Source organism: Actinomadura macrotermitis (assembly GCF_009604375.1).
GTDB lineage: Bacteria > Actinomycetota > Actinomycetes > Streptosporangiales > Streptosporangiaceae > Spirillospora > Spirillospora macrotermitis.
In genome coordinates this window covers 255641-273130 of the sequence record NZ_WEGH01000004.1, presented here as the reverse complement: position 1 = coordinate 273130, position 17490 = coordinate 255641, and the positions used below count along the sequence as shown (strand labels likewise).

The following is a 17490-nucleotide window of genomic DNA, read 5'->3' as shown; positions in this document are numbered from 1 at the left end:
AGGGCCCCGGTGTTCAGGCGTGCTGCGCGACCGGGTGCACGACGCGGTCGGCGGTCGCGGTGACGGTGACCTTCAGGTGCTTCATGAGCGGCTGGTCGCTCTGCGTGCTGTAGTCGCTGATGGAGATCAGCGCGTTCAGCTCGGGCATGTACCCGGCCGCCATTCCGCGCGGCATGTCGTGGGCGACGGCCAGGAACCCGTTCAGCGAGCGGACGCTGCCGTCCTTTGCGGTGGCGGTGATGTCGACGGGATCGAACGGGGCGATGCCGCGCTCCTTCATGTCCTCCTTGTTCATGAAGACCAGCGTGCGCAGGTTCTCGACGCCCCGGTAGCGGTCGTTGTCGGAGTAGATCGTGGTGTTCCACTGGTCGTGGGAGCGGATCGTGCTCAGCACCAGGGTGCCGGGCGCGGGGACGACGTCCGGCAGCGGCGCGGTGCCGAACTCGGCCCGTCCCGACGGGGTGAGGAAGACCAGCTCCCGGGCGGGCTGCCTGATGCGGAAGCCCATCGGCAGCCGGACCCGGCGGTTGAAGTCCTCGAACCCGTCCAGCACCTGGGACATGGTGTCGCGGATGCGGTCGTAGTCCTCGACGTACCACTCCCACGGGGTGGCCGAGTCCGGCAGCGCCGCGCGGGCCAGCCCGGCGATGATGGCGGGCTCGGACCGCAGGTGCGGCGAGGCGGGCTTCTTCATGCCGACCGACAGGTGCACCATCGCCATGGAGTCCTCGACCGAGGTCCGCTGGAGCCCGCCGGCCTGCTCGTCCTTCTCGGTCCGGCCGATGCACGGCAGGATCAGCGCGCGGCGGCCGTGCACCAGGTGGCTGCGGTTCAGCTTCGTGCTCACGTGGACGGTGAGCTCGCACCTGCGCAGCCCCGCGTAGGTGTAGCGGGTGTCGGGCGCGGCGAGCGCGAAGTTGCCGCCCATGCCCACGAACACCTTGACCGAGCCGCGGTTCATCGCCTCGATGACGCCGACGACGTCCAGGCCGGGCTCGCGCGGCGGGTCGATCCCGCAGACCTCGGCGAGCCGGTCCAGGAACTCCTGCGGCGGCCGGTTGTCGATCCCGCAGGTCCGGTTCCCCTGCACGTTGCTGTGCCCGCGCACCGGGGACGGCCCGGCGCCCTCGCGGCCGAGGTTGCCGCGCAGCAGCAGCACGTTGACGATCTCCCGGACGGTGTCGACGCCGTGCTCGTGCTGGGTGACGCCGAGGCACCAGCTGATGATGCTGCGGTCGGCGTCGCGGTAGACGCGGGCCGCCTTCAGGATCTGCGCCCTGGGGATCCCGGACTGGTGCTCGATCTCCTGCCACGGGGTGGCCGCGCACAGCGCCTTGTACTCCTCGAAGCCGGTGGTGTGGCGCTCGACGAACCGCGCGTCGACCGCCCCGGGGTCCTTCTCGGCCAGCTCCAGGGTCGCCTTGGCGATGCCGCGCATCAGCGCCATGTCGCCGCCGGGGCGCGGCTGCAGGTTCAGGTCGCTGGTGCGGGTGGACTTGAACATCGCCATCCGCAGGAACTCGTGCGGGATGATGGTGCGGGTCGCCCCCGCCTCGACCAGCGGGTTGATGTGGACGACCTTGGCGCCGCGCCGGCAGGCCTGCGCGAGCGTGGTCAGCATCCGCGGCGCGTTCGACGCCGCGTTGACCCCCATGATGAACAGGGCGTCGGTGGTCTCCCAGTCCTTCAGGTCGGCGGTGCCCTTGCCCGTCCCGAGCGAGGCCTGCAGCCCGCGCCCGCTGGCCTCGTGGCACATGTTGGAGCAGTCGGGCTGGTTGTTGGTGCCGAGCTCGCGGGTCATCAGCTGGTACAGGAACGTGGCCTCGTTCCCGAGCCGGCCCGAGGTGTAGTAGGCCGCCTCGTTCGGGTCGTCCAGGCCGCGCACGGTGTCGCCGAACAGCGCGAAGGCGTCGTCCCAGGAGATCGGGACATAGTGGTCGGTCCCGGGGTCGTACACCATCGGCTCGGTCAGCCGGCCCTGGTCCTCCAGCTCGAAGTCGCTCCATTCGAACAGCTCCGACACCGAATGCCGGGCGAAGAAGTCGCGCGTCACCCGCTTTCCGGTCATCTCCCACGTGACGTGCTTGATGCCGTTCTCGCAGATGTCCAGCGCCAGGCCCTCGGTGTCGGGCCAGGCGCATCCGGGACAGTCGAAACCACCGTTCTCGTGGTTCATCTTCAGCATCGCCCGGGTGCCTTCCGCCACCTCGCGTTCACGCACCAGGAATTGGGTGACCGCCTTGGCCGCGCCCCACCCGGCGGCCGGGTGGTGGTAGGGCCTGGACCGCGGCGGGCCCTGCGGCGCCTCGCCCACCCGCGGCTCCAGCCGCTCGCCGGCGTCCTGCTCCTCCTGCCTGCGGATCTCCTGGTTCCCCTCGTACCGCTCCTGACCGTCCGAAGCACCCACCGCGCATCCCTCTCAGCCGCTCGGCCGCGCCGCCCGGCCGGTCCGCCGTTCACGCCGGACCGGTCCGCCGACCTTATTCAATTTCAGGTTATTCCCTGTTTCCGGAGAGGCGACCCACGGTTCTCTGGCGGTTGCCCGGCGAATGCGGAGGGGAAGAATCTAAAAGAACTCCCATGATTTCCCCTGCTTTTCTTGTGGGACCGATTCCGGTTTGAGGCGGATGGTCGGAGGAAGGGATCGAAGGAGAGCGGCCATGCCGAAGAAGTCCCGCCTCAGGGCCGGGGCGGCAGGCGGGTAGCAGAGCGGGGGAACGAGCGATGGCGCATCACCACAAGTCGAACGAGCAGGTCGAGGGATCTCCCCTGACCGGCCATGGGGACGGCATGCCGCGCCGCCCCGACGAGGACGGGCTGCAGGAGCGCGCGCAGGTCGACCGGCTCGTGGCGGGCGTGCCCCTCGACCCGGCCGAGGACCCGGAGGCGGAGCGGGCCGGCGCCGAGCACGAGGCCGAGGCGGCGCACGAGGCCGAGGACGAGGACGCCGGGAAGGGGTTCCCGCCGACCCGCTACGACGGCTGACCCGCTCACCGCGCCGCCGTCCGCGCGGCCGGCGGCGCGGGACCCCTGCGGGCCGGGACGGCGGGCATCGTCAGCGGGACGTGACAAGGCAGAAGATGATCTAGGGGACCTTGATCATTTACAGTGTCCCTGCCCGGCGGCCCGTGGCCGAGGCGCCGGGGCGCGGCCGGGCGGCGACCGCCTTTCCCCGTCCCGGAAGCGAGTCCTGTGAGAACCCTGCGCAACGCCATGATCGGCACCTCGGTCACCGCCGCCGCGTTCGCCGGCACCCTCGGCGCGGCCACCCCCGCCTTCGCCAACAGCCCCGTCGTCTCGGCCTCCTCCGTCTGCGGGCCGGGCTACGCCGTCGTCGGGAGCTACCGGCTGACCGACACCACGCCCAGCAGGCCGCACTATGCCGACACCTGGGTCACCTACAACGCCTCCAACGGCAAGAACTGCGTCGTGTCGATCCGCCGCACCGGCTACACCGGCAAGCGCTGGATCGAGGCCGGCGTGAAGCGCCTCCACGACTCCAAGTACAGCGTCGACGAGGGCTACTACGCCAAGTACGCGGGCCCGGTGTACACCGCCGGATCGGCGCGCGGTACCTGCATCATGGTCCTCGGGTACGCGGTGAACCCGAAGTCCGGCTACACCTACAACCTGCTGTCCACGGGCCCCGTGCACTGCGGCTGACCTCGGTCGGGGGAGGTGCCGCCCGGCACCTCCCCGCTTCGGCGCGGGTCCCGGCGGGCCGCCCGCCCCCAAAAAACTTGAGCAGTTTTCACGTTTGGGTCTTCCCGGAAGCTACCGGTCGGTTTATCACCAGAGGTAGCACCCACCCCGGGAGGTTCCATGCCACACACCAGGCCATGGCTGAAGGCCTGTGCCCTCACAGCCGCCGCGGCCCTGACGCTCGGCTCGCTCACCGCACCCGCCGCGAGCGCCGCCCCCTTCGCCCCCGCCGCCGCGGCGGCGTCCACGCCGCTCCCCGCGGAGCTGGAGCAGATCCGCGCGGCCGAGGCCACCAAGCTGTACGGCAGCCCGGAAGAGCGCCCGATGGCCGAGCGCAAGACGGGACTCGTGTCGATCGGCGACTCGGAGATCTCCGGTGAGGGCGCCGGCTCGTACTGGCCCGACACCGCCGGCCCGACGAACTGGTGCCACCGCTCGCAGGTCGCCGCGATCTACCGCACCACCGTCCCGGCCGACGTCCCCACCAACGTCTCCTGCTCGGGCGCGGCCACCTACCACGTCAAGATCGGCGGCGTGAAGCAGTACGCCGACCAGCTGGTGCAGAGCGACAACCTCGCCATCAAGGCCCGCAACACCCGGGTCAAGATGGTGGTCGTGGTCATCGGCGCCAACGACGACATCCAGTTCGGGCCGGTGATGACCGACTGCGTGGAGCGCTGGATCCTCGCCAAGGGCGCCTGCGAGCCGGTCTACGCGCCGGGCTGGCAGGCCCGCGTGGACGGCATGGTGCCGAAGGTGGCGGCGACCGTCACCGACCTCAAGAAGGTCATGAGCGACGCCGGGTACGCCGACGGCTCCTACAAGCTCATCCTGATGGGCTACCCGTCGCCGATCAGCCCCGACATGGCCGACAACCCCGACTTCCCCGGGAAGGTCCCCGGCGGCTGCCTCGGCTACGACTCCGACGCCGCCTGGGGCCGCAACGCCGCCGTCCCCGCCTTCGAGCGCGGCATCCGCAAGGCGGCCCAGCAGTCCGGCGCCTCCTACCTGGACGACTCCCGCCTGTTCCACGGGCACGAGGTGTGCACGGAGACGACCTGGGCGCGCGGCTTCTTCTACGACGGCTCGTTCCCGCCGGACGAGAACTCCGTCCGCCAGTCCTACCACCCCAACGCCGCCGGGCACGGCGCGTTCGCGTCGTGCTTCAGCCAGTTCTACGACTCGGGCCTGCGCGAGGCGTCCTGCGCCGACCCCGCCTCCACCAACGCCCCCAAGCTCTACGCGGGCGCATGGGACGACATGTTCAAGCCGATCAGGAACCAGGCCACCGGCCAGTGCCTCGACACCGTCGCCGGCTCCTCCCGCAACTACACCGCCGTCGTGGGCTGGAACTGCCACGGGGGCCGCAACCAGACCTGGTGGTACGACCCCGCCTACAAGTCCATCCACACCGGCCTGTCCCACGACCGGTGCCTGGACTCCCGTGACATCGCCGCCCCCACCGCCGCCATCCTGTGGAACTGCCACGGCGGCGCCAACCAGCAGTGGACGAGGCCCGCGGACGGCACGATCCGCCCGGCGACCGCGAACGGCCTCTGCCTGACGCAGCCGGTCGCGGACAAGGCCGTGGCGCTCCGCCCCTGCGACGGCTCGCCCGCCCAGCGCTTCGCCTAGTCCCCGCCTATGCGAACGGTCCCCGGCATCATCCGATGCCGGGGGCTCGCGTTCTCTCCGCGAGGGCGGGCAGCCGGGCGAGCTGCTGTTCGAACAGGTCGATGACGAGAGCGATGTCGAGGAACGCGGCGGGGTCGAGGTTCAGGCAGACCGCGCACTCCTCGCCCATGGTGATCATCGTGGCGTTGCAGGCGATGCCGCCCCGGGGCGCGAAGGCCATCGCGCCGGTGACCCGGGCCCCGGCCACGTGAGAGGCCGGCGGCGGCCCGAAGAAGCTGCTGGCCATCAGGTCGATGCCGTGCGACAGGGCCACGGTGGCGTTGCGGACGAGCGGGCCGGGAATCCAGGAGCCGATACCGCTGAGAGCCGGGAACAGCTCCGTCACCACATTGGCGCGTGCCCGCAGCAGACGCTGGTTCACCAGCCGCGCGCGTTCGGCCGGGGACAGGTCGGTCAGGGGGCCGTGAAGCCTCAGCACGCCCACATGGTTGCCCAGCCGGGGACGGTCCACCGGCTGCAGGTTGACCGGGACGGCGACCGTCAGCGATCGCTCGTCATGGCGGAAGTGCCGGTGGTAGTCGGCGAAAGCGCCCAGCACAAGCGACAGCAAGAGCGCGGTGACACTGACGCCGACGGCTTTGGCGGCCTGCTTCAGCTCGGTGACGGGCACCGGCACGACCTCGTAATGCGGGACCGTGTTGCGCCGGCGCAGCAGCCGGGATCCGCGGAACGGCGGCCCGGCCTGTTCCAGGGAGCGCAGCAGGCGCAGGGAGCGGTCGGCGGCCGCCCCGGGGCGGCGCAGCGCGCCGCGCACGCCCGCGCTCACCGAGCGCGCCAGGCGGCCGGACTCGCGCGGCACGGTGCCGAGGTCGACGACGACCTGGCTGACGGCCCGCGAGTAACGCCGGCGCGAGGCGGTGGTCGTTCTGGTGATGGCCGTGGGGACTTGCGCGGCCGGCCGGCCCTCGGAGGGAGAACCGAACAGGTCGGTGAAGACCGACACGGCGGACACACCGTCGGCGAGGCTGTGATTGTGCCTGATGACGAGCGCGGCCTTGTCCTGCTGGTAGCCGCCGACCAGCAGTGCCTGCCAGGGAGGCCGGTCGCGCTCCAGGCCGGTGCACTCCTGCCATTCCAGCAGGTTCAGCAGCTGGCGCGGTGTGCCCGGTTCGGCGAGCCGGAGCGCGTGGACGTGCCTCGCGAGCTGGAATTCGGGGTCGGGCATCCAGACCGCCGCCCCGAGGCCCCACCGCGGTTCGACGGCACGGCAGGACAGGACGGGATATCGCCTGACGGCCCGCTGGCAGCATGCCCAAAAACGCTGCCACTCGGGTTCCCGGTCCAAAAGCCATACCGATATCACGTCGCTGCGCAGGTGAATATCGTCGCTGACCCGCCACATGAGGGTATCGGTTCCGCCCATGCGGTAGTGGCCGTCTGCGGTGTCCATCAATCACCCGTTCCAGATCGATCGATGACCGTTCTCTGGCGCCGTTCAGAGACGTCGCATATCAGAACTGGGACGCTACTCCGGGGAATATTCGGAGTCAACGGCCGGTCTGTTTCGTGCTGGGCGTCGGTGGTGTCCTGGCGGTCCTTTGATCGGCATGCTGACGGCACTGGCGGAGCGCGGGGTAATGCCCGACCTGATCGCCGGTGCGTCGGCCGGCGCGCAGATCGGCGGTATCTTCGCCGCCCGTTCCGTCCCTCGGTCCAGGCCGACGTCCGCGAGGCCACGCGGGCCGCTCTCGAACGCCATGTGGTCGTCTCGGCCGTTGCGGGACCGACCGCGCCGCTGCACAAGCTGGGAAATTAGTCCTATCGCGCCGTGGTGAAAATCCGCATAGCCTGAATTCGTGTGGCGAGGGCCGCATCGGCGGACGACGATTCCTCACATGCGGAGCGGCCGCCCGCCGAAACAGATCGATAAGGGGCTGCCATGGTTCCGCGTAGCGCTTCGGTGCGGGGCGTGGGCGGATACCTTCCACCCCGCATGGTGGGAAATGACGAGTTCGCCGCCCGGCTCGACACCTCGGACGAATGGATTCGTTCGCACCTCGGCATCCGTTCCCGGCGGATCGCCGAAAAGGAGTCCACCTCGGATCTGGCGGTCAAGGCCGGGAACTGCGCGCTGGAGTCGGCCGGGACCGGCGTCGACTCGCTGGTGCTGGCGACCACGACGCCGGACCATCCGGTGCCCGCCTCCGCGCCCGCCGTCGCCGCCCGGCTGGGGCTGGGCCCCGTCGCCGCCTTCGACCTCAACTCCGCGTGCAGCAGCTTCGTGTACGCGCTCGCCGTCTCGGCATCGATGATCGTCGCCGGGCTGGCCGAACGGGTGCTGGTGATCGGCGCCGACACCGCGACCACGCTCATCGACCCGGCCGACCGGCTCACCAGCGTGATCTTCGGTGACGGGGCCGGGGCCGTCGTCCTCGAGGCGGGGGACGCGGCGGACGCCGGGGCGGTCGGCCCGTTCGTCCTGGGCAGCGACGGCGGCCGCGGGGACCTGCTGGTCGTTCCGGGGGGCGGTTCCCGCCAGCGCAAGGACCTGGTCCCCCCGCAGGACGGGCCCTTTCTCAGGATGGAGGGGAGGGGGGTGTTCGACGGGGCGGTCGCCGGCATGAGCGCGACGGTCGGAAAGGTCGCCGCGCAGGCCGGCTGGAGGCCCGGGGACATCGATCGCCTGGCCTGCCACCAGGCCAACCAGCGGATCATCGACGCGGTGGGCGCCAGGCTCGGCCTCCCGCCCGACCGGCTGCTGAGCAACATCGAGCACGTGGGCAACACCTCGGCGGCGTCCGTTCCGCTGCTGCTCGCCGAATCGAGCCGGCGGGGCCGCCTGGCCGAAGGGCAGCGCGTGGTGCTCGCGGCCTTCGGCGCGGGGCTCGCCTGGGGCGCGGCCGCTCTCCGCTGGCCCGGCGTGCGGGCCGTCACCGAAGGAGTCGCAGATGGGTAGTCCGAAGGGCCCGGTCTCGGTCGTCACCGGAGCCTCCCGAGGGATCGGCGCGGCCGTCGCGACGACGCTCGGCAAGGCGGGCGGGACCGTGATCATCACCTACCGGCAGGATTCCGCCGCGGCCGAGCGGGTGGCGCAGGCCGTCGAGGCCGCCGGTGGGAGAGCGCTGACCTGCGCGTACGACCTCGAGGAGGCCGACGCCGCGGCCAAGCTGTTCGACTTCGCCCTGACCAGTTGCGGGCGGGTGGACCACTTCGTGGCCAATGCGGCGGCCGGCCCCGTGAAGCCGGTCTCCGCGCTGCGCCCCCACCATCTGGACCGGGCCCGGTCGGCGAACTCCCGGGCCTTCTTCCTGGCCGCGCGGCACGCCGCCGACCACATGGGCGACGGGGGCCGGATCGTGGCCCTGACCTCGGTCGGCGCGCGCTTCGCGCTGCCCGGCTACGCGGTGGTCGGCATGGAGAAGGCATCGATCGAGGCATGGGTGCGCAGCCTGGCGGTCGAGCACGCCCCGCGGGGGATCACCGTCAACAGCGTCCAGGGCGGCCTCGTCGACACCCGCTCGCTCGCCCACTGCCTCGAGCAGAACGATGTGACCATGGCGCAGGCCGCCTGCTTCATTCCCGCCGGCAGGATCGGAACGGCGCAGGAGATAGCCGACGTCGTCGTCTTCCTGCTCGGTCCGGGCGCCTCCTACCTGACCGGGCAGAGCGTCGTGGTCGACGGCGGCCTGAGCGTTTTCCATCCGGTGTTCGGCGCCGCGTCGCCGGACGGCCCCGCGCCCCGCGCCCCGGGAGCGGACTCGTGACGGTGCCCGCCCTCATCGTCGGCGGGGCCTTCGGGTCCGGACACGCCACGGCGGGCGGGCCGGATTCCCGCCACCCGTCCTTCTGTCGGCTCGACCGCCCGCCCGCTCCGCAGACGTGGAGACAAGCCATGGAACCTCGCCCGGACCGGCCGCCGGCCCAGCCGACTCCCGCGGACCTCGACGCCGTCGTCGGCGCGCCGCCGCGAACACGGCCGGGCGCCCGCCCGACGCCGTGGCCGGGACGGTCCGGATGAGCCACCGGGGACTGCCCCACGAGGCCATCGGTATCACCGGCGTCGGCGCGAACGTCCCGCATCGGGTGCGGTCCAATGCCGAGCTCTCGGCGATCCTGAGCGTTGACGAGTCCTGGATTCTGCGGGCCGCGGGCATCCGCGAACGCCGCGTCGTCAGCGGCGGCCTTTGCGCGTCCGACCTCGCGGCGCACGCGTCCCGGGAGGCCCTCCACCACGCCGGGGTCGACGCCGGGGAGCTGGGGCTGATCGTCCACGCCAGCAGTACGGCCGACGAGATGGTGGTGGCGTCGGCATGCCGGCTCCAGGCCGCGATCGGCGCCGGCCTGGTGCCGGCCCTCGACGTCAGCGGGGCCTGCACCGGCTTCGTCAACGCCCTGCGGGTGGCCGAGGGGCTGATGAGGGCCGATCCGGAGATCAGGCATGCGCTGGTGGCGGGCAGCGAGGTCTTCTCGAAGTTCATCGACGTCACCGACCGCGCCACGGCGGTGCTTTTCGGAGACGGCGCCGGAGCCGCGGTCCTCAGCCGGGTTCCGCGGCCCTACGGCCTCCTGCACACCTGTCTCGGCGCCGACGGCAGGGGCGCCGACCTCGTCGGCATCGCGGCCGGCGGCGGGAGGATGCCGGCCACCCCGGACACAGTGGCCGAGGGACGGCACTTCATCCACATGCGAGGAAGGCCCATCCGGGCGTTCATCCTGGACAGGCTGCCGCTCCTGCTGGAGCAGGTGTTGATCGAGACCGGTCACTCGATGGACGAGATCGACCTCGTCATCCCTCACCAGGCCAACATGAGGCTGGTCAAAGAGATGCTCGCCGGGATCGGGGTGCCGGACGATCGCGTGGTGTTCACCGGCGAGCGCTACGGGAACACCGGAGCTGCCTCGATCCCCATCAGCCTGCACGCCGCCGTCCAGCAGGGCCGGCTTCATGAGGGAATGCTCGTCCTCTTCATCGCCTTGGGCGCCGGCCTGACGTGGGGGGCGACACTGATCCGCTGGGGCGGCTCCACCGGCACGGCCTCGCCGAACCCGTGAGTTCCCCGCAAGGTCCCGCCGCGGCCATCGGCGATCACGCCGTACCGCCGCACACCGGCCTTCGAAGCACGATCTAGACGGCTCCCCCGCCCGTCGCCGGCGCCGGCGATCCCGCGCGGCGGCCACGGGGGGCGTCCCAGATCCCCAGCACCTTCCACGCGGGCGTGTTCACGGGCGTGATGAGCCCCAGAGAGAACACGAGGTCGCGGGTCCTGCCGAGCGAGGCGCAGATCTCCGTGCGGGTCGCGGCATTGTGGTACGCCGCACGGACGACCGGCCGGGGGATGCCGAAGTACCGCACCATCGTGCCGGGCGGGAACAGCATGATCCGCGCTACGGTCGCCAGGACGAACGGCGTGACCAGGCCGAAGACCTCACGCTCCGCCCGGCTCATCTGCGGTACCCGGTATCTCAGGTAGTGCTGGGCGAAGGATATGTGCCTCGCCTCCTCGGCGACGTGCAGACGAAAGATGGTCTCCGCGAGCGGATGTTCGATCCACTTCTCTCTCAGCATCTTGCGCTGCATGTAGTCGATCGGCTCCTCGCCGCCGAGCACGAACATGAAGAACAGCTCGGGGCTCACCAGCGGAGCCCATCGCGCCAGCTGCCCGATCAGGCTGAAAATCCGCGGCATCCCCCCGACCGGCATCCCGGTGCGGTTGACGAACTCCTGGAACATCATCCCGTGCTGGCACTCCTCCGCCGTCTCATGATAGAGATAGCGGAATTCCGGACTGCCGTTGGGCAGCCGGTAGGCGAAACTGAGCAGCCCCTGTTTCAGCAGATTCTCGAACTGCATTCCGGTCTTGTACGACGCCGCCAGGCGCCACAGCCCGATCCGCGCCTGGACCTCTCGCGACTGCGACCGGTACCAGGCGGTCTCGCTCAGCCGGTCGAACGGCGGCAGGACCCAGCGCGGATCGTCAGGGTCGATCTGGAAGCGCGGATCATCCCAGGGAATGTCGACGTAAGCCTCGCAGTGCTTGTTCACCGACGCCTTGTTCAAGCGGTCGATCATCGCCAGATAGACCTCATGGTCCTCGGGCCGCCCGGGCCCTCGTCCCGCGAGCCGGACGGTCATCGCCGCACCCGACCGGACGGCCCCCAAGGCGCCGCGTCCAACAATGCGCATTCCACCGGGAACGTATCCCAGTCGTCCTATGATCATTCCGGCCTCCTCGCCGGTGGCGGGCGATAATCCATTCTCGCTCATATCGATCAGGTCGCCACTGGCCGTTCGGTGGATATATCTCTGGACTCGTCGCCATCCTTTTAAGGCCGATAGAGCATCCCGTGAGCGGTCCTGTTTCTGCCGGCCGCGCTTGAGGGCGACGACAAGGGCCTCGGCGCGGCCGTGCACGCCGATTTTCCGGAAGAATGCCTAGCCCGGCAACGGTGAGGACGCGAAATTCTTGAACGAAGAGTCCGGCGTCCTTTCGGAGGGGCGAAGCGGCATCCCTCCCGTCCGGGGAGCCGGAACCCGGCAGAACGGTCATTGCGGGGCTGTGGCGAGGACTTCCCGGAAGCCTTCCTCGAGCGCCTGCATGAACCCCGCCGGGTCGGTGACGGCTGCGGTGTCCAGGGTGACGCCGAGGGAACCCCGATTTCGGTGGACCACGAGTATCGCCATCACCGCGCAGCCGGGGGCTGGGCCGAAGCAGTGCGCGTCGGTGACGGCGGCGTCGGCGAGGCGGACGGGACGCTGGAACCCCGACACCTGGCTCGCCTGGAGGTCGTGGCTGCGCCCCAGCCGCCCGACGAGGTCGGTCACCACAGGGGTCGGCAGCCGGTTCAGCAGCGTCAAGAGCAGATCCAGGCCGCCGGGCGTGAACGCGTCGCGGGCACGGGCGGTCCGGTCGCGGACGGCCGCCATGCGCCTGCGCGGATCCGGCTCGTTGAGCGGCCCCGCGAGGCGGAGGCCGGCGATGCGGTTGCCGCCGGGCGCCCCGGGCCGGTGGGGGAGGGGCAGCGGGACCGCGAGGGGAAGGTCGCCTGTGGATGCTCCGTGCTCGGTGTGGTAAAGACGCAGCCCGCCCAGCAGGGCGGCGAGGTAGGCGTCGGACGGGGCGCAGCCCGCCGCCCTGGCCGCGGCGCGCAGGCGGTCGATGGGCAGGTTCATCATGCCCAGCCGCCGTTCTGTGCCCCGCCGGCGGAGCAGCGGGGAGGGCTTGCAGACCGGCAGCGGGGCCATCCCGCCGACCGTGCGCAGCGTCCGGGCCGTGTCCAGCGCGGTGTCCAGCGGCCTCCGGGCGGTACGGGCCGCACCCAGCGCCGAACGCCGGAGCATGCGGCCGCTCAGCAGGCCCCCCGCCTCCGGCTGGGCGGGAGGCGGGATCACCGGGGCCTCCGTCAGCACCGCGAGGTGCCGGTGCCGCTGCGCCGGCGGCGGGCCGGGCTCGGCTCGGGAAGGCTGCGGCGGGCAGGTCCGGCTGAGGAACCGGGTCAGCCAGAAGGAGATGGCGCGGCCGTCGGCGACGCAGTGATGGATCCGGAGGATCCACGCGGCCGCCTGCCGGTCGTCCTCCCCGGTGAGTCCCTCCACGAGGATGCTCTCCCAGAGGGGGCGCCGGTCGTCGAACGGGGCGGCGGTGACGTGCCGGGTCAGCTCGAGCAGTTCCGCCTGCCCGCCCGCGCCGGGGAGACGCAGCCGGCGCATATGGCGTCCGATATCGAACTCCGGGTCCTCCTCCCAGCCGCAGTTCCCGCCGAGCAGGGAGGGGGAGGTCGGCCGTTGGCGCAGCCGGGGGACGACCCGGGCGGCCCGCGCGTGGTCCGACTTCACCTGGTCCCAGTCCGGCACGCGGTCCAACAGCAGCAGGATCGTCAACGGCGCGCGCAGGAGCGGTTCGCTCTGGCAGCGCCACATGAGGGTGTCCAGCGGATTCATTGAATCCGGGCACGGCACCGCGTCGATGCCCGACGGCAGGGAGAGCGTCACATCTCCTCCTTGGAAGGCGGGTCAGCCGCCGGTGGTGGCGGCCGCACGGGGGACGTGCCTTTTCAGATCCCGCGCCTTCCAGGAGCCCACAGCGATCGGCTCGTGCACGCGGACGTTCACGCGGCCCGCCCGGACGGCCCCCGGCGCCCGTCGCATCGGCTCCCCGGCGCTGCGGATCACGATCGGCGCCACCGCGACCCCGGCCTGCCACGCGGCGTGGGCGACTCCGGGGAGCCGCGTGCTCAGTCGGGCCCCCGTCCCCGTGACGAGTCCCGCCGTAGGCGGCCGCCACCGGTTCGGGGGAGGGCCGCCCATCCATCCACAGCGCCGGCCGGCTGTGCTCCGCGGCGGCGAAGTCCGGCAGGGCACAGGATCGGTGCGGTTTACGCGGCGGCCCCTTTGGTCTCCAGCATCTCCAGGAGCCTGCCGAAGGACTTGTCCATGGAAATCAGCTCCTCGGCGAACGGGATGTTGAACTCTTCCTCCAGGGTCAAGGCCAGCTCCACCAGTCCCAGCGAGTCCAGGCCGAGGTCGGTGAGCGTCGACTCGGAGGTGATGCTCTCCCGGGGAACGCCGAACTGCTCGCTGATGATGTCGGCGACGCGTACGCGCAGCAGGCCGATGTTGCTCTGGGACATGGTTCTCTCCGTTCTCTGCGAGAAAGCCGACGTCCTGCCGACGACTCAAGCATCGCGCAGTCCGGGCCCACCTACTATGGGAAAAAGGTCCCGGCTCTTGCCGAAAATCCGCCAGGACATGGACGTCATGAATTCCATTGCCTACGGTGAGATCGTCATCGTTCCAGTCGCCGCCGAGGTGAGGAAGAATCGAATGAGGAAACAGTGACCGGCGTTGGTGCGGGTTCCCGGGGCTCGCATTGCCGAATCGCCTCCCTGGGCGTGTACCGGCCCGCCCTCCAGGTCAGCAACCACGATCTCAGCGAAATGATGGACACCAGCGACGAATGGATCGTCAAGCGGACCGGCATCCGCGTGCGCCGCCTCGCCGGTCCTCAGGAGCCCCTGAGCCGGATGGGCGCCGCCGCGGCCGAACGCGCGCTCACCGCCGCCGGCGCGGCGGTCGCCGACATCGACTGTGTCATCGGCGCCACCATGAGCTTCACCGGCCAGACCCCCGCCATGGCCGTCCGGATCGCCGAGCGCCTGGGGATCGCCGGCCCCCCGGCCTTCGACCTGTCCGCCGCCTGCGCCGGCTTCCCCTACGCCCTCGAAACGGCGCGCGGCCTGATCAGGGCGGGCTCCGCGCGCACGGTGCTGGTGGTCGCGGCGGAGCGGATGACCGACATCGTCGATCCACGGGACCGCGCGACCGCCGTGCTGTTCGCCGACGGAGCGGGCGCCGCCCTGGTGACGCGCTCGGACGAACCCGGTGTCGGACCGGTGGTGTGGGGCAGCGACGGCTCGCTCAGCAGGGCGCTGGAACAGCGGGTGGAGTGGGCCTCCTTCCGCGACGGCCTGACGGACGAGCGTCCCTACCTCCGCATGGAGGGGCCCCGGCTTTTCCGATGGGTCATCGATGAGATGCCGAAGGTGGCCGGCCGGGCGGTCGCCGCGGCCGGCCTGACCCTGGACCAGATCGACGCCTTCGTGCCGCACCAGGCCAACATCCGCATGATCGAGTCCATGGTCCGGTCGCTCGGCCTGCCCGAGCGGGTCGTCGTCGCCGAGGATCTCCGCGACCAGGGCAACACCTCCGCCGCCTCCATTCCGCTGGCGCTGGAGCGCCTGGCCGCCGACGGAGACGTCAAGCCCGGCGCGGTGGCGCTGCTCCTAGGTTTCGGCGCCGGCGGCACCTATGCCGCCCAAGTGGCGCAGCTCCCCTGACGGCCCTGCGCAGGGTGAGGGGAGGGCCGCTCGGCTGCTTTTCCTATTCTGAATCACTTGTCCTGCCTTCATGGCGAAGGCGACCTGGCCTGGTGCTCCGGGACGTTCGAGGGGTTTCCCGGCGCGACGATCACGCCGGTATGGGCCCCCGCTCGATGGCTCCGACGCCGACGTGCTCCAGAAAGGCCGCGGCCGAAGGTACCTCATCGGTTCGCGATGCGCTCGAATATGCTTTGCCTGCCCCAAAAGTGATCACAACATCGCTGCGGTTACGCGTTCGGGGCATCCTGAAGGTCGTCGGCATGGCATTCGGGCCTTCCTCGATCTTCTGTTTCGCCGTCCCGGATGTGAATGACCACCTGGATCGGTGGTGAGCAGTCCGGAAAAGACTGCTCCAGGAGTGGCCGGATTCTGTTCTAGTGATCATTTTCGAGCTTTCCTATAAACGGAAAGCTCCAGTGGATCTATGTTCGTGGAATCTCCGTCAGGGTACTTGCCACTGACTTGGGGCGAGAAAGGGTTTCGAAGCGGACGATCGCTTTGAGGAGTGCAGGCGGTCGTCAGGACGAGCTTGCTGGAAGTGGTGCCGTTCCATGACCTGGAGGCCGTCCGCGCGAAGGGCGCCGGATCGCCCGCCTACTTCCACTTCGGCGTGAACCTGGCGGCCTGCCTCGCCCCGCATCGTCCCCGACGCACCCCCGCTTGCGCGAACAGGCCCCCGGCATCGTCCGATGCCGGGGGCCTGCCGCTGGTGGCGCCGCCGGTTTAGGTGGATGCAAGGCATAATTCGGACGGCCGATTGCGGGATCGGCCGTGTGACCCTCACAGGAGCCGTCGTTGACGAACACTTCCCCCCTGCGCCCGGAGGACCCGGAACGGCTCGGGCGGTACCGGATGCTCGGCAGGCTGGGGCAGGGCGGCCAGGGCGTGGTGCTGCTGGGCGAGGACCCGGAGGGCAGGCGCGTGGCGGTGAAGCTGCTGCACGCGCATCCCGAGCAGGACTCGGCGCAGCGCAGGCGCTTCGTCCAGGAGCTGGCCGCCGCGAAGCGGGTGGCGCGCTTCTGCACCGCGCAGGTGCTGGACGCCGACCTCGCCGGCGACCGCCCCTACATCGTCAGCGAGTACGTCGAGGGGCCGTCGCTGAGCCGGGCGGTCGCCGAGGACGGGCCGATGGCCGACGGGGCGCTGGAGCGCCTGGCGATCGGCACGGCCACCGCGCTGGTGGCGATCCACCAGGCGGGCCTGGTCCACCGCGACTTCAAGCCGCACAACGTCCTGCTGGGCGGCGACGGCCCGCGCGTGATCGACTTCGGGATCGCCAAGGCCCTGGACGCGGCGGCCACGGTGACCAGCGGGGTCGTCGGCACCCCCGCCTACATGGCCCCCGAGCAGATGGGCGGCGGCGTGCCGGTCGGCCCGGCCGCCGACGTGTTCGCCTGGGGCGTGACGATGGCGTTCGCCGCCAACGGCACGCCGCCCTTCGGCCAGGACACCATCCCGGCGGTGATGGGCCGGATCCTGCACGGCGAGCCCGCGCTGGGCGGGCTGGACGGCCTGCTGCGCGATCTGGTGGCGCAGGCGCTGGCCAAGGACCCCGCCGAACGCCCGACCTCGATGGGACTGCTGCACCGGCTGCTCGGCCAGGACGGGCAGCCGGCCGCGTCCGAGGTCGAGCGGCGGACCTCGGCCGACGGGCTCCTCGCGGAGGGCCGCACCCACGCCGCCGCGCTGAACGTCACCGCTCCCCGTGGCGGCGCGTCCGCGACGCGCGCCGGGGCCCTTCCGGGCGGCGCGCAGGTCGCCGCCGGTCCAGAGGCCCCGCGCTCCGGCCGGCGCCGGCGGCTGCTGCGGGGCCTGGCGGCCGCCGTTCTCGTGGTCCTGTTCGCCGGGGGCGGCTACGCCGCTTATCAGCAGCTCGGCGACGGCGATGACGACGGCGCGGCCTCCGAGATGCCCTCGCCCGACAGCCAGGGCCTGCCGGGCGAGAGCGGCTCGGGCGTGGACCCCACCGGGCCCGCGTCACCCGCCGCCTCGCCCTCGGCCAGGCGGACGGCCGCCTCCCAGAAGGTCATCGTCCCCGACCTCCGCGGGCTCCAGGAACTGGCGGCACGGCGCGCCGCGGCCGATGCGGGACTGGTCCTGCCCGACGTCTCCAGCGAAGGCGGGCGCGTCGTCAGGCAGATCCCGGCCGCCGGGACCAGGGCGCCCCGCGGCACGGTCATCAAGGTCACCTGGCGGTTCTGACGCCCCCGAGGTCACGAGACCTTGGGAGTCGCGCGCTCGATGATGGGGGCCAGGTCCAGGCCGGGCGGGTGGCGC

General features: G+C 71.2%; 13 protein-coding genes. 8 read left to right on the top strand and 5 right to left on the bottom strand.

Annotation, left to right across the window (positions count from 1 at the left end):
• Positions 1 to 13 precede the first annotated feature (13 nt).
• On the bottom strand, positions 14 to 2407 hold the full coding sequence (locus ACRB68_RS29795) for an FdhF/YdeP family oxidoreductase (RefSeq protein WP_328594947.1): 2394 nt from the start codon (positions 2405 to 2407) through the stop codon (positions 14 to 16).
• A 317-nt stretch (positions 2408 to 2724) separates the two neighbouring features.
• Here ACRB68_RS29795 and ACRB68_RS29790 point away from each other — a divergent pair, with 317 nt between their 5' ends.
• The 3 genes from ACRB68_RS29790 to ACRB68_RS29780 all read left to right on the top strand — a co-directional run bounded on the left by ACRB68_RS29790 (position 2725) and on the right by ACRB68_RS29780 (position 5337).
• On the top strand, positions 2725 to 2985 hold the full coding sequence (locus ACRB68_RS29790) for a hypothetical protein (RefSeq protein WP_153538394.1): 261 nt from the start codon (positions 2725 to 2727) through the stop codon (positions 2983 to 2985).
• 207 nt (positions 2986 to 3192) lie between these two features.
• Positions 3193 to 3663, top strand: coding sequence for a spore-associated protein A (locus tag ACRB68_RS29785; protein ID WP_153538392.1), 471 nt, complete (start codon positions 3193 to 3195; stop codon positions 3661 to 3663).
• A gap of 159 nt (positions 3664 to 3822) precedes the next feature.
• Complete coding sequence (locus tag ACRB68_RS29780) at positions 3823 to 5337, top strand: ricin-type beta-trefoil lectin domain protein (RefSeq protein WP_153538390.1); 1515 nt, start codon at positions 3823 to 3825, stop codon at positions 5335 to 5337.
• 28 nt (positions 5338 to 5365) lie between these two features.
• On the opposite strand, the gene ACRB68_RS29775 is transcribed toward ACRB68_RS29780, so the two are convergent.
• On the bottom strand, positions 5366 to 6739 hold the full coding sequence (locus ACRB68_RS29775; protein WP_235960529.1) for a wax ester/triacylglycerol synthase domain-containing protein: 1374 nt from the start codon (positions 6737 to 6739) through the stop codon (positions 5366 to 5368).
• A gap of 537 nt (positions 6740 to 7276) precedes the next feature.
• Here ACRB68_RS29775 and ACRB68_RS29770 point away from each other — a divergent pair.
• The 3 genes from ACRB68_RS29770 to ACRB68_RS29760 all read left to right on the top strand — a co-directional run bounded on the left by ACRB68_RS29770 (position 7277) and on the right by ACRB68_RS29760 (position 10389).
• On the top strand, positions 7277 to 8293 hold the full coding sequence (locus tag ACRB68_RS29770; protein ID WP_153538386.1) for a beta-ketoacyl-ACP synthase 3: 1017 nt from the start codon (positions 7277 to 7279) through the stop codon (positions 8291 to 8293).
• Positions 8286 to 9101 carry an SDR family oxidoreductase gene (locus tag ACRB68_RS29765; RefSeq protein WP_153538384.1) on the top strand — a complete coding sequence of 272 codons (816 nt, stop codon included), beginning with the start codon at positions 8286 to 8288 and terminating at the stop codon, positions 9099 to 9101. The genes ACRB68_RS29770 and ACRB68_RS29765 overlap by 8 nt, the downstream gene beginning before the upstream one ends.
• Positions 9102 to 9351: 250 nt before the next feature.
• Positions 9352 to 10389, top strand: a complete 1038-nt coding sequence (locus ACRB68_RS29760; protein ID WP_153538382.1) for a 3-oxoacyl-ACP synthase III family protein — start codon at positions 9352 to 9354, stop codon at positions 10387 to 10389.
• Positions 10390 to 10462: 73 nt separating this feature from the next.
• On the opposite strand, the gene ACRB68_RS29755 is transcribed toward ACRB68_RS29760, so the two are convergent.
• From ACRB68_RS29755 to ACRB68_RS29745, 3 genes are all read right to left on the bottom strand, one after another.
• Positions 10463 to 11470, bottom strand: coding sequence for an AurF N-oxygenase family protein (locus ACRB68_RS29755; RefSeq protein ID WP_153538380.1), 1008 nt, complete (start codon positions 11468 to 11470; stop codon positions 10463 to 10465).
• 411 nt (positions 11471 to 11881) lie between these two features.
• Positions 11882 to 13276 (bottom strand): wax ester/triacylglycerol synthase domain-containing protein, encoded by a 1395-nt coding sequence (locus ACRB68_RS29750; protein ID WP_153538378.1) that lies wholly within the window; start codon positions 13274 to 13276, stop codon positions 11882 to 11884.
• 434 nt (positions 13277 to 13710) lie between these two features.
• Positions 13711 to 13965 carry an acyl carrier protein gene (locus ACRB68_RS29745; protein WP_153538376.1) on the bottom strand — a complete coding sequence of 85 codons (255 nt, stop codon included), beginning with the start codon at positions 13963 to 13965 and terminating at the stop codon, positions 13711 to 13713.
• A gap of 246 nt (positions 13966 to 14211) precedes the next feature.
• Between ACRB68_RS29745 and ACRB68_RS29740 the strand changes: the two genes are divergently transcribed.
• Both ACRB68_RS29740 and ACRB68_RS29735 read left to right on the top strand, forming a co-directional pair.
• Positions 14212 to 15171 (top strand): beta-ketoacyl-ACP synthase 3, encoded by a 960-nt coding sequence (locus tag ACRB68_RS29740; RefSeq protein ID WP_407924320.1) that lies wholly within the window; start codon positions 14212 to 14214, stop codon positions 15169 to 15171.
• Between the two features lie 837 nt (positions 15172 to 16008).
• Entirely contained in the window at positions 16009 to 17415 is a 1407-nt protein-coding gene (locus tag ACRB68_RS29735; RefSeq protein ID WP_153538374.1) for a serine/threonine protein kinase, read from the top strand.
• The last annotated feature ends 75 nt before the right edge of the window (positions 17416 to 17490 follow it).